Annotated in this window: 9 protein-coding genes; 7 read left to right on the top strand and 2 right to left on the bottom strand. The window is 65.1% G+C overall.

Annotated elements, in window-relative coordinates:
- Nucleotides 1-174 precede the first annotated feature (174 nt).
- Both aldA and VYJ16_RS15235 read left to right on the top strand, forming a co-directional pair.
- Nucleotides 175-1,614: an aldehyde dehydrogenase gene (gene aldA, locus VYJ16_RS15240; RefSeq protein WP_336351170.1), complete on the top strand. Its 1,440-nt coding sequence runs from the start codon at nt 175-177 to the stop codon at nt 1,612-1,614.
- 93 nt (nt 1,615-1,707) lie between these two features.
- Nucleotides 1,708-2,853, top strand: a complete 1,146-nt coding sequence (locus tag VYJ16_RS15235) for a mandelate racemase/muconate lactonizing enzyme family protein (RefSeq protein ID WP_336351169.1) — start codon at nt 1,708-1,710, stop codon at nt 2,851-2,853.
- A 1-nt stretch (nt 2,854) separates the two neighbouring features.
- Here VYJ16_RS15235 and VYJ16_RS15230 read toward each other — a convergent pair whose 3' ends face one another.
- Nucleotides 2,855-3,907 (bottom strand): alcohol dehydrogenase catalytic domain-containing protein, encoded by a 1,053-nt coding sequence (locus VYJ16_RS15230; protein ID WP_336351168.1) that lies wholly within the window; start codon nt 3,905-3,907, stop codon nt 2,855-2,857.
- Nucleotides 3,908-4,169: 262 nt separating this feature from the next.
- On the opposite strand from VYJ16_RS15230, the gene VYJ16_RS15225 reads away from it, so the two are divergent.
- The 5 genes from VYJ16_RS15225 to VYJ16_RS15205 all read left to right on the top strand — a co-directional run bounded on the left by VYJ16_RS15225 (nt 4,170) and on the right by VYJ16_RS15205 (nt 11,445).
- Nucleotides 4,170-5,861, top strand: coding sequence for an ABC transporter substrate-binding protein (locus VYJ16_RS15225; protein ID WP_336351167.1), 1,692 nt, complete (start codon nt 4,170-4,172; stop codon nt 5,859-5,861).
- Nucleotides 5,862-5,882: 21 nt separating this feature from the next.
- Nucleotides 5,883-6,839, top strand: coding sequence for an ABC transporter permease (locus VYJ16_RS15220; protein WP_336351166.1), 957 nt, complete (start codon nt 5,883-5,885; stop codon nt 6,837-6,839).
- Complete coding sequence (locus tag VYJ16_RS15215) at nt 6,840-7,724, top strand: ABC transporter permease (protein ID WP_336351165.1); 885 nt, start codon at nt 6,840-6,842, stop codon at nt 7,722-7,724. It abuts the gene before it with no gap.
- A complete protein-coding gene (locus tag VYJ16_RS15210) occupies nt 7,721-9,793 on the top strand; it encodes an ABC transporter ATP-binding protein (protein ID WP_336351164.1) in 2,073 nt (690 codons plus the stop codon). The genes VYJ16_RS15215 and VYJ16_RS15210 overlap by 4 nt, the downstream gene beginning before the upstream one ends.
- Nucleotides 9,794-9,981: 188 nt before the next feature.
- Complete coding sequence (locus tag VYJ16_RS15205) at nt 9,982-11,445, top strand: CoA-acylating methylmalonate-semialdehyde dehydrogenase (RefSeq protein WP_336351163.1); 1,464 nt, start codon at nt 9,982-9,984, stop codon at nt 11,443-11,445.
- Nucleotides 11,446-11,448: 3 nt separating this feature from the next.
- Here VYJ16_RS15205 and VYJ16_RS15200 read toward each other — a convergent pair whose 3' ends face one another.
- Nucleotides 11,449-12,567, bottom strand: a complete 1,119-nt coding sequence (locus tag VYJ16_RS15200) for a mandelate racemase/muconate lactonizing enzyme family protein (RefSeq protein ID WP_336351162.1) — start codon at nt 12,565-12,567, stop codon at nt 11,449-11,451.
- Nucleotides 12,568-12,667: the final 100 nt, after the last annotated feature.

Here is a 12,667-nt window from a genome sequence, read left to right as displayed (position 1 = left end):
CGGTGGGCTATGTTCGCATCCGCTTTTGTGTGAAAGACACTCACATGTTCGCTGGATGTGGTTCCGGGAACGGTCGTCTCGTGGGTCGGACGACCCAACAGTCGGCCGAGCGTCGGCGGCACCATTGGCGCGGCCCCGAAGTATTATACTCGCCCTCGCAGAAATAGCGGTATCGTGGAGGTATCCGAGAGCGGTCACTACATCGACGGTTCGTGGCGAACAGGCACGCCAGAAGTGGACGTACTGAACCCAGCGACCGGGGAGACGATAGCGAGCGTCCCGAGCGCCGACGAGGCGCTCGTCGCGGAAGCGCTCTCGGCCGCGCAGGACGCCCAGGACGAATGGGGCGCCATGCCCGGCATCGAGCGCGCGGAGGTCATCCGAGACATCGGTGCGGTTATCGAGAACCACGTCGAGGATATCGGGGACGTCCTGATGGCCGAGCAAGGGAAGCCGCGGTCCGCGGCCCACGGTGAGGTCGAGGGAACGCTGACGCTCGCCGACTACGCGGCCGGCTGGGGGCGTCGGATCGAGGGCGACATCGTTCCGAGCGACAGCCGCGACGAACAGATACAGTTACAGCGCCATCCGATGGGCGTCGTCGCTGCCATCATCCCGTGGAACTACCCGGTCGCGGTACTGATGCGGAAGATCCTCCCGGCGCTCATCGCCGGGAACGCGGTCGTCGTGAAGCCGAGTTCGACGACGCCACTGTCGACGATCCGCCTGTTCGAGGCTCTCGACGAGGAACTCGACCTCCCCGACGGCCTCCTGAACCTCGTCATCGGCGACAGCGCCGTCGGTGACGCGCTCGTGACGGCACCCGAGACGGACATGGTGACGATGACGGGGTCGACGCGCGTCGGGAAGGAGATCATGGAGGCCGCCGCGCAGAACCTCACGCCGGTCTCGCTCGAACTCGGCGGGAAGGCACCCGCGATCGTCGCGGCGGACGCCGACGTCGACGCAGCCGTCGAGGACATCCTCACCGCCCGCATCACGAACGCCGGGCAGGTGTGTACGTGCGCCGAACGCGTCTTCGTCCACGAGGACGTCGCCGATGAGTTCACGGAGAAGTACGTCGCCGCGACGGAAGCGCTCGAACTCGGCCCCCCCGAGGACGACCCCGACATGGGCCCGCAGGTATCCGAAGGCGAACGCGAGTGGACGCATTCGTCGGTCGAAGCAGCCGTCGACGCCGGTGCGACGCTGCTCGCCGGGGGCGAGGCACCCACGGACGAGAGCCTCGAGGCCGGCTACTACTACGCGCCGACCGTCCTCGGCGACGTCGACCCGTCGATGGACGTCGTCGAACAGGAGGTGTTCGGGCCGGTGACGCCGATCGTGACCGTCGAATCCGTCGACCAGGCCGTCGAGTACGCGAACCGGTCGCGGTACGGGCTCTCCTCGTACGTCTTCACAGAGGACTACCAGACCGCGATGCAGACCGTGGACGACCTGGACTACGGCGAGACCTACGTGAACCGGACGCTCGGCGAAGCGTGGCAGGGCCACCACATCGGCTGGAACGACTCCGGCATGGGCGGCGACGACGGCAAGTACGGCGTCCTCAAGTACACACAGATCAAGAGCGTCTACCACGACTACAGCTAGAGCGCCCGGCGCTGGATTCGAGCGACGAGGCACTGACGCCGGGTTTTCTCACCGGCAAAGACATAAGTGCAGCCGCGTCGAGAGTCTGATTCGTTGGAGCAACCGACAGATAGCATGGAGATAACTGGCATCAACTCATACCACATCGACTACGAGATGGACGCGCCGTTCGAGCCCTCCTGGTACCCGGAGCTCGAGCAGCACGTCCACAAGGTACAGCTCTACGAGGTCGAGACCGACGCGGGCATCAGCGGCATCACGTCCGTCACGGGCGACGCGTCCCGCGTCGATTCGCTCGACCTCGCCAGGGAGTACCTCGTCGGAGAGGATCCGCGCCACATCGAACAGCGACTCGACGATCTGGCGTCGCTGAACTCCTACGGCCCGCGACCGTGGCACTTCGAGATCGCGTTCTGGGACATCAAGGGCAAGGAGGTCGGGAAACCGATCTACGAGTTGCTCGGCGGGGACGGCGACCCGATCCCGGCGTACGCGTCAAGCGGCGAACTGCGCTCCGTCGACGAGCGCCTCGACTGGGTCGCCGACCGCGTCGACGAGGGGTTCGAGGCGATCAAGCTCCGCTTCCACTCCGACGACATGGCCGAGGACGTTGCCGTCGCCCGCGCCGTCCGGGAGGCGTACCCCGACCTCGAGATCATGGTCGACCTCAATATGGGGTGGAGTTTTGCGCATCCCGGCGGCGGGACGTGGACGTTCGACGACGCGCTCTCGGTCGCGCGGGACCTCGAGGAGATCGGGAACATCGGCTGGCTCGAGGAACCGTTCAATCAACGGAACTACGAGAGGCTCGCTCGCCTCCGCGAGAAGACGGACATTCCGATCGCGGGCGGCGAGTTCAACAACGGCGTCCACCAGTTCCGCGAGTTCGTCGAGCACGACGCGCTCGACGTCCTCCAGCCGGACGTCATGCTCAGCGCGGGCATCTCGAAGACGAAACTGATCGCGGGACTCGCGGACATGCACGGGCTCCAGTTCGCGCCGCACACGTGGAACGACGGCATCGGGTTCGCCGCGAACGTCCAGTTGCTCGCGTGCACGAACCCCAGCTGGTGCGAGTACCCCATCGAGCCGCCGGGTTGGTCGCTCGACACGCGAGACTTCCTGCTCGAGGAGCAACTCACCGCAGAAGACGGCGCGATCGTCCCACCCAGTGGCCCCGGCCTCGGTATCGACCTCGACTGGGACCTGGTGGAAGAACTGTCCGAATCGACCGCCTGAGTCAGAACTCGGTGACGACTTCCATCCCGAGCGTTCCGTAGTCGTCCATCGACGCGAGCCGATCCGAGACGTCGTCTAGAGCGACCTCGTTCGTGACGAGGTCCGCGGGCGTGAGTTTGTCACCAGCTATCATGTTGAAGAGCTCGGGGTAGCGACTCGGCGGCATGCCCTTGACGCCGACGAACTCGAGTTCCGAACCGACCATCTCGTCCACCGGGAGCGAGATCTCGCCGGCCTCGTCGTCCGTCGTCATCCCGACCTGGACGTGTTGGCCCTGCTGGGCGAGGGAGTCGATGGAGTTCCGGCACGTCTCCGCGATCCCGAGTGCGTCGACGGAGACGTTTGCCCCGCCGTTCGTGACGTCCTGCACGGCCTTCGGGACGTCGGTGTCCCCGGCCGTGACGGTCGCCGTTGCGCCGACCTGTTCGGCGAGGTCGAGGGCGTCCTCGTTCAGGTCGACGGCGACGACGTTCGCGCCGAGCGCCGCACCGACGTTGACCGCCGACAGCCCGATTCCTCCGCATCCGTGGACGGCGAGCCAGTCGCCCGCGTGCACGTCGGCCTTGTGCGCGAGCCCGTGGAACGCGGTCGCGAACCGACAGCCGAGCCCCGCCATCTCGACGGCCGTCATGCCGTCTGGGAGGTGGACGGCGTTGAAGTCGGCGTTCGGAATCGCGAACTCGGAGGCGAACGCACCGGGGAGGTCGCCGGTGAACCCGAGGCTCAGGCCGTCCGAGCAGAGGTGGGAGTCGCCCGACCAGCAGGACGAACAGTGCCCGCACGCGATGTTGAACGGAATGCCGACGTCGTCGCCGACCGCGAAGTTCTCCACGTCGTCGCCGACGGCGGTCACCGTGCCCGCGGGCTCGTGCCCGAGGATGTGGTCGTCGGTGGGGACGGACGGCCAGTGGCCTTTCCAGGCGTGCCAGTCGCTCCGACAGATGCCGCAGGCGTCTGTTTCGACGACGATACCGTTCGCACCCGGCGTCACGGATTCGACCTCCGTGACGGACAGCGGTGCGTCGTACTCGTTGAGGACTGCCGCAGTTCGCATGTCACTGACGACCGCAGGCCGGGTCATTAATCTTTCCCGGGACACCTCCGACCGTCCCGCTCCTTCGACGCGGCGGCAGCGACGAGTTCACGCCGTTCGGATATGTGGCGCCGTCAAGGCAGTACCGTGTGGCTGGTCGCTCGAACGAGGGCGCGGTCGGGGGGTACTCCATCTCAATCGGTGCGAAAATTGCCTTATTTCCTTATAGGTCTCCGGCACCCACCAAGGTTTTATTATGAAGGATTTCATGGGTAGGACTCGTATGCCATCGAGAGACAGTCACACAACCGTTGGGACGGACAGGCGGTCGATCCTCAAACTCGGCGGAACCCTCGGAACCCTCGGAATCACCGGACTCGCCGGTTGCATGGGCGGCGGAGAAGAAGGTGACGGCGGTGACGGCGGGAGCGACGGCGGTGACACCATCCAATCCGACGACTCGGGCGACGGAACGGAGGAGACGCCGGACTCGCTGCCCCGCGGCGGCACGTTCGTCGTCGGCGCACAGCAGGGCGTCCAGACGATGTCGCCGTTCCGCGGGTTCCTCGCCGACTACCTCCTCGGCGAGGCGATGTACGACCGGCTGACGCGCGTGAACCAGTCCTTCGAGGTCGAGCCCAACCTCGCGAAGGACTGGGAGGCCAACGACGATTACACCGTCTGGACGTTCAACCTCCGCGAGGACGCGGCGTTCAACAACATGGACGGCCAGACGATGACCGCCGCGGACGTGAAGGCCTCCTACGACTTCCTCAAGTCGGACTCGTTCTCGGGGTCCGCGTCGAGCCTGAGCGGCGTGGAGTCGCTCTCGGCCGTCGACGAGACGACGGTGGAGGTCGAGCTCACCGAACCGGACCTGAACTTCACGAAGCGCATCGCGGAGACCGGCGGGGCGTTCTTCATCGTCCCGAAGGACGTTCTCGACGACGACCCGGCGAAACTGGAGGACACGGACTACGGGACCGGCCCGCTCCAGCTCGAGAGTTGGAATCAGAAGAACGATATCACGTTCAGTGCGAACGACGATTACCACATCGAGGGCGTGGATGGCGAACCGCTCCCGTACTTCGACGAACTCAAGTGGAACATCCTCTCGGACAACATCCAGCGCGCGAACTCGCTGTCCGACGGGAGTATCGACGCCGTCAGTCGCACCTCGCCCAACGTCGCCGGGCGCGTCTCTGACAACGCGACGCTCGTCAAGCAGACGTCCGGGCTCCAGTACCCGATCGTCCTGAACACGACGGTCGAACCGCTTGACAATCCGAAAGTCCGGAAGGCGATCAAGTACGCGCTCGACCGCGAACAGATCCTCAAAGCGGTCTCACCCGAGGGCGTCCTCGGCCATCACTCCGGCGTCACGCCAGTGCACACGTACTACAACGACGACCTGGCGGTCGGCGACACCTTCGGGACGACGGCGAACGTCGAGAAAGCAAAGGAACTGCTGTCCGAAGCCGGCTACGGCGACGGTCTCGAGATGAAGACGTTCCACTACGACGACGGCGTTCCGTCGAAGGAAGTCATCGCGCAGTTGTTCCAGCAGCAGATGAAGCAGGTCGGTATCGAGTTCGAGATCAACCGGCTCACCGAGGAGACGTGGCTGTCCGATTACTGGAACACGGACGGCGTCTGGTACATCACGAACTACTCCACGCGCGTGCTCGGGAGCACCGTGCCACAGCTCGCGCTCCGCTCGGAGGGCCCCTGGAACGAGGCGAACTGGAGCAACGACGCGTTCGACGAGGCGTTCGCGAAGGCGACGTCGGCGACGAGCGAGGAGGAGAAGGCCGAGGCGATGAAGGAGATGCAGCGCATCAACCACGAGGAAGGTGCGTGGGTCGGTACCTTCCATCCGAAGATCTACGGCGGCTACAAGGACTACGTACAGAACTACGACCTGTACCCCACGTACATCAAGGACTTCCTCAGCGAGTGCGCTGTCGATAAATAACGAGAGAAAGGAGACATAGCAATGAATTATCTCTATCTGGTGAAGCGCACCGCGATCGCGCTTCTCTCGATATTCATCGTGGTGTCGGTCGTCTTCGGGGTGACGACCCTCCTCCCCGGGAGCGCCGCGAACATCGTGCTCGGGACGGAGGCGACCGACGCAGCGATCGAGCAAGTGAACGAAGATCTCGGACTCGATCGCCCCCTGCCCGTACAGTACGTCGACTTCGTCGGCGGGGCCGTGACCGGGAACTTCGGGAATAGCCTCATCTCCGGACAGCCGGTGATGGAGATGGTCTGGCCGCGGTTGCTGCGGACGCTCCAGCTAGCCGCTGTCGCGATGCTCATCTCCGTCGTGGCCGCTATCCCGCTCGGTATCGTCGCGGCGGCCAAGCGCGACACCGTCGTCGACCACGTCGTGACCAGCGGTTCCTACGTCGGGCTCAGTATCCCGTCCTTCGTCAGTGCAACCCTGCTGTTGTTGTTCCTGACGACGCCACCGCTTGACCTCTTCCCCAAGGGCGGGTTCGTCCCGATCAGCGACGGCGTCGTCCCGTGGCTCCATCATCTCCTCTTGCCCGCGATCGCGATGAACACCATCATCCTCGCGTACGTCCTCCGGCAGACGCGGTCCTCGATGGTCGAAACGCTCGAATCGGACTACATCCGAACGGCGCGACTCAAGGGCGTCGCCGAACGCAACGTCCTGTTCAAGCACGGACTCCGCAACGGCCTCCTCCCGACGGTCACCGTGCTCGCGCTGAACTTCGGGTGGATGATGGGAAGCGTCGTCATCATCGAACAGATATTCGCGTTCCCAGGCATCGGCGAGCTCATCGTGCAAGCGATAGACAACCGTGATCTCCCGGTCATCCAAGCCGGCATCCTGGTGCCGACGATCGCGTTCATCATGGCCAACTTCGCAGCGGACATCGTCTACACGCTGCTCGACCCACGAATCAGTCTGGGGGACGAATAGATGGCTACTGACACCTCAACGTCGACCGACTCGAGCGGATTCGACCTGCCCCCGATCGTGGGGAACCTCCTGAGTAACCGCCGTATAAGTCTCGGACTCGCGATCTTGCTCCCGATCGCGCTCGTCGCGATCCTCGGTGAGACCGTCGCGCCGTACGACCCGACGGCGACGCACGTCGCCGACCGGTACGCGGGACCCGGCGGGCAGTTCCTCCTGGGCACCGACCACCTCGGTCGGGATCTCCTGTCGCGAGTCATCCTGGGCGGCCGAACGAGCCTCCTGCTCGGGTTCGGGGCGACGGCGCTCGCACTCCTCGTGGGCGTCCCGATCGGGTTGACCGCCGGGTACGCGAAGGGCCGCGTCGACGAGATCCTGATGCGGATCATGGACATCATCATGAGCGTGCCGACGCTCCTGCTCGGCCTCCTCATCCTCGTCGTCCTTCCCTCGAACATCCTCAACGTCGTCATGGCGATCGGCGTCGTGTACGCGCCACGGATCGCTCGCGTGACGCGCTCCGCGACGCTCTCCGTCAGCGAGGAGGAGTACGTCTTGGCGGCGAAGGCGCGCGGTGAATCGAGTCCGTACATCCTCTTCCGTGAGATCCTCCCGAACGTCACCGGCCCGATCGTCGTCGAGGGGTCGGTGCGCGTCGGATACGCCATCATGATCGGGACGTCGCTGTCCTTCCTCGGTCTCGGTGCCGGGCCGCCGAACCCGGACTGGGGGTTCATGATCGCGACGGCGAGAGACCACATCTACCAGACGCCGTGGTTCCTCATCTGGCCGAGCGTCGCGCTGTTGCTCACGGTGATGGCGACGAACCTCATCGGCGACGGCTTGCGGGACGTCTTGGACCCGCGCGAAGTGGGTGATCATTCATGAGTATGGAGACGCAGTCCCGACGCAGCGAGCAGGAAACGCTCCTCAGTGTCGACTCCCTCGACGTGAAGTTCGAGGTCGCTGATGGCAACATTCACGCGTTACGCGACGTCTCGCTCGCCGTGGAGAAGGGCGAGACCGTCGGACTCGCGGGCGAGAGCGGGAGCGGGAAGAGCACGCTCGCGCTCGCTATCGTCCAGTATCTGGACGCGAACGGCTGGGTCGACGACGGCTCGATCACGTTCGAGGGCGAGGATCTGCTGTCGGCGTCGAAGCGAGACCTCCGGTCGATACGCGGGAACCGCATCGCGCACGTCGCGCAGAACCCGTCGAGCTCGCTGAACCCGAGCATGACCATCGGCGCGCAGATCCGGGAGACCATCGAACTCCATCAGGACATCGATAGCGACGCGGAGGGCACGCGACGCGTGCACGACGTCCTGGAGCAAGTGAACCTCCCGAACCCCGCGGGGATCGCCGACCGGTATCCCCACGAGCTCTCGGGCGGTCAACAGCAGCGCGCGCTGCTGGCGATCGGGCTGTCGTGTAATCCGGACCTCCTCATCCTCGACGAGCCGACGACCGGGCTGGACGTGACGACGCAGGCGAAGTTCCTCGACCTCGTCGAGGATCTCAAAGCCGAGTACGACGCCGGAATCCTGCTCATAACGCACAACCTCGGCGTCATCTCGGAGATCGCCGACCGAGTGAACATCCTCTACGCTGGTGAGATGCTGGAGAAGGGACCGGTCGAGGACGTGTTCACCACGCCCGCGAACCCCTACACGCAGGCGCTGCTGGCGACGACGCCGGAGATCGGCGCGGACAAGGAGGTCAAGCCGATTCCGGGTCGGATTCCGGAACTCGACGCGATACCTGAGGGCTGTATTTTCGCGGACCGATGCGAGTTCGCGACCGAGGAATGTCGAACCGGCGGCATCGAGATGGCATCGGTGGACGACGAGCGCGACCACGAATCGCGGTGTTTGCACTGGCAGGACGTCGTCGACAACCCGATCGACGTGCCGGCGAAGCAAGCCTCGGATCGAACGCCCGGCGAACCCATCCTCAGCATCAACAACCTGCGCAAGTACTACGACGAGGGCGGGTTCATCAAGAACCTCATCGGCGACCACGACCCGGTCAAGGCCGTGAACGACGTCTCGTTCGACATCCACGAGGGCGAGGCCGTCGGACTGGTCGGCGAGAGTGGCTGTGGGAAGAGCACGCTCGGTCGCACGCTCCTGAAGCTCCATACGGTGACGAGCGGGAGTATCGAGTACGACGGGACGGACATCGACTCGCTCTCGAAGCAGGAACTCAACGAGTTCCGTTCGTCGTGCCAGATAATCTTCCAGGATCCGGAGTCGAGTCTGAACCCGAACCGGACCGTCCGCCAGATCCTGGAGCGACCGCTCAAGTTGTTCACCGACAGGTCCGCCGACGAGCGACGTGCTCGCGCGGAGGAACTGCTGAATCAGGTGAACCTCGGGAGCGACGTCGTCGACAAGAAGCCACACGAACTCTCCGGCGGGCAACAGCAACGGGTTGCAATAGCGCGCGCGTTCGCGGCGGACCCGTCGCTGATCGTGTTGGACGAGCCGGTGTCGTCGCTCGACGTGAGCGTGCAGGCGAGCATCCTGAACCTGCTCGAGGAGCTCTGCGAGGAGTACGGGACGTCGTACCTGCTCATCAGTCACGACCTGAGCGTCATCGAGGCGATCTGTGACCGCGTGGCGGTGATGTACCTCGGGGAGATAATCGAGACCGGGTCGACCGAGCAGATCTTCGAGCCGCCGTATCACCCCTACACGCGTGCGCTGCTCTCGAGCATCCCGACGCTCGACCCGCACGAGGAGAAGAGCCGCATCCGGTTGGACGGCGACGTGCCGGACGCGCGCAATCCCCCGAGCGGGTGCTCGTTCAACACGCGCTGCCCGCAGAAGATCGGGGAGGTGTGCGAGACGGACGATCCGGAACTCGAAGGCGACGGTGACGGTCACTGCATCGGGTGTCACCTCTCGGAGGAAGAGATGAGCGAGTCGCTCGACGCGACGTTCGACCAGGGCTGAACCCCCGGGTCACGCGTCGTCGAGAACACGGGCGAATGGCCCAGACCGCCTGCAGCACAAGCCCACTGTTCGGCCAGAAATATCTCCGAAAATCTCAGATACCAACATTCTTCGTAGTATATTCACAGTATTCACAACACTTATGCGATTACGAACGGTGTTTGTGAACAACAGTGCTTCCTACAACGTTGAGCGAGGAGGACGAGGTACAGAACTACGTGGACGGGGCATGGCAGACGCCATCGAGCGCGGACGGGCAAGCGGTCGTCAACCCGGCGACACGTGAAGAACTGGCGTATCTGCCCTTCAGTGACGAGGACGACCTCGACGCTGCCGTCGAGACGAGCAACGAGGCCTTCGAGGACTGGCGGCACACCGCCGTCGAGGAGCGCGTTCAGCCGTTGTTCCGCCTGAAGGAACTGCTCGACGAGCACATCGAGGAACTCACCGAGCTCCTCGTGATGGAGCACGGGAAGACGCGAGCGGAGGCTCGCGGCGAGATCCGCCGGGGCATCCAGAACGTCGAGACCGCCTGTGGCATCCCCACGATGATGCAGGCGGGGAACCTCCCGAACGCCGCACCGAACATCGACGAGACGGCAGTGCGCGAACCGATCGGGACGTTCGTCGGCATCACGCCGTTCAACTTCCCCGTCATGATCTCGCTGTGGTTCCTCCCGCACGCCGTCGCCACTGGGAACAGCTTCATCCTCAAACCCAGCGAGCAGGATCCCCTCGTCACGCAGCGCATCTTCGAGCTCGTCGACGAGGCCGGGTTCCCGGACGGCGTCGTCCAGCTCGTCAACGGCGGCCCCGACACCGTGAACGCGATGCTCGAGCACGACGGCATCGAGGGCGTCTCGTTCGTCGGGAGCACGCCGATCGCGCGGCACATCTACGAGACCGCCGCAGAGCACGGCAAGCGCGTGCAGGCCCAGGGCGGTGCGAAGAACCACATCATCGTCACGGAGAGCGCGGACGTCGAGTACGCCGCAGAGAAGACCGTCGCGTCGGCGTGCGCGTGCGCCGGCGAGCGCTGTCTATCGAACGACGTGATGGTCGTCGAGGAGAGCGTCTACGACGAGTTCGCCGCGGAACTGGCCGCGCAGACCCGCGAGCAGACGGTCGGGTACGGGCTCGACGACGGCGTCGACATCGGCGCCATCATCAGCGACGACCACCTCGAGACCGTGCGCGGGTACGTCGAGTCTGGCATCGAGGAGGGCGCGGAGCTCCTCGTCGACGGCCGCGACGTCACCGTCGACGACTACGACGGCACCTTCATCGGCCCGACGCTGTTCGGCGAGGTGACGCCCGACATGACGATCGCTCGCGAGGAGCACTTCGGGCCCATCATGGGGCTCGTCCGCGTCGCGGACTTCGACGAGGCGGTCGACGTCGTGAACCGGAGCGACTTCGGGAACGCCGCGAGCCTCTTCACCGACAGCGGCCACAAGGCGAATCGCTTCAAGCACGAGGTCGAGGCCGGGAACCTCGGCGTCAACCTCGGCACCGCCGCGCCGATGGCGTACTTCTCGTTCGGCGGCCGGAAGGACTCGTTCTTCGGTGACCTGCACGCGCAGGGCCAGGACATGATCAACTTCTACACCGACAAGATGAGTTACCTCGAACGCTGGCCGGACCAGTCCTGAGCGTCAGGACGCGTCGAGTTCCTCGATCAGGTCCCAGTCCAGGTCGACGCCCAGTCCGGGGCCATCGGGTGGACTGACCGCGCCGTCTTCGGCGACGACCGGTTTCTCCAGCAGGAAGTCCCTGGACTCGGGCGTCCAGCCCGGCGGGTCGAGGGGGTACTCGCACCAGCGCGCGCCCGTCGCGGCGAGCAGGTGGAGGTTCGCGACGAACCCGAGGCCGTCGTTCCACGTGTGCGGCGCGAACTCGAGCCCGTGCGTGTCCGCCATCGCAGCGACCTTCTTCCCGCCGCTGATGCCCGTCGCCAGCACCGCGTCGGGTTGCAGGACGTCGAGCGACCCCTGCTTGATGAACTCTCGGAAGTGATGGACGCCGTTGTTGAACTCGCCGCCCGCGATCGGGACGTCGGTCTTCTCGCGCAACCGCGCCAGGCCCTCGTAGTTCCGGCGGTCGAGGGGCTCCTCGAGCCACCCGACGTTCCCGATCTCTTCCAGTTCGCGGGCGACCGAGAGCGCGTCGTCGAACGACCACGGTTCGACGTCGACCATCGGGACGCTCCAGCCCATGTTCGCGTCCATCATCAGCGTCAGGTCGGGGTACGCCTCGCGGATCCGTCGCGCCACCTCGAGATCCGGCGCGGGGTCGTCGCCGTGACAGCGGAGCTTCACCGCCTCGAACCCCTCGCTGACGCGGTCCTCGACGTACGCCAGGCGCTCGTCGACGCCCTGGCGCTCACCGGTCGACGCGTACGCCGGAATCGGGTCACCGCTTCCACCGAGTAGCTCGTAGATCGGTTTGCCGGCGTCCTTGCCGACGATGTCCCAGAGCGCGACCTCGAAGTGCCACGGCCGCGGCCCCCACAGGTTCAGCGGGTCGAGCTTCTCGACGAGCGACTCGATCTCGCGGGGGTCCTCGCCCACGAGGAACATCTCGGCGAGTTCGAGGTAGTCCATCCGGCCGGCGAAGCCGGACGCGGTCGCGACCCCCGAGATGCCGGCGTCGGTCTCGAGTTCGAACAGGAGAACCTCGTGCTCCGTCTGTTCGAACCCCGGTTTCCACGCAGGCTGGAAACTATCGGCCATGTCGTACTGCAGGTGATACTGGTTGACGTCCGTTATCTCCATGCTCGTCAAGACGTGCCAGCCCTGGTACGTTAAGGATTCACCAACACATGTCCGGGCCGCGGCCGTGCCACGCCCCATGGTTTGAACCGGGGGACATGTT

Source organism: Halorubellus litoreus, from assembly GCF_037081675.1.
GTDB lineage: Archaea > Halobacteriota > Halobacteria > Halobacteriales > Natrialbaceae > Halorubellus > Halorubellus litoreus.
The sequence above is the reverse complement of the archived record's forward strand: the minus strand, read 5'-3'. Positions and strand labels throughout refer to the sequence as shown.

What these genes read in the sequence shown, in the direction of transcription:
- VYJ16_RS15230 (WP_336351168.1), bottom strand. Translation starts at nt 3,907, where the DNA reads ATGCGAACTGCGGCAGTCCTCAACGAGTACGACGCACCGCTGTCCGTC.
- VYJ16_RS15220 (WP_336351166.1), top strand. Translation starts at nt 5,883, where the DNA reads ATGAATTATCTCTATCTGGTGAAGCGCACCGCGATCGCGCTTCTCTCG.
- VYJ16_RS15210 (WP_336351164.1), top strand. Translation starts at nt 7,721, where the DNA reads ATGAGTATGGAGACGCAGTCCCGACGCAGCGAGCAGGAAACGCTCCTC.
- VYJ16_RS15215 (WP_336351165.1), top strand. Translation starts at nt 6,840, where the DNA reads ATGGCTACTGACACCTCAACGTCGACCGACTCGAGCGGATTCGACCTG.
- VYJ16_RS15200 (WP_336351162.1), bottom strand. Translation starts at nt 12,567, where the DNA reads ATGGAGATAACGGACGTCAACCAGTATCACCTGCAGTACGACATGGCC.
- VYJ16_RS15225 (WP_336351167.1), top strand. Translation starts at nt 4,170, where the DNA reads ATGCCATCGAGAGACAGTCACACAACCGTTGGGACGGACAGGCGGTCG.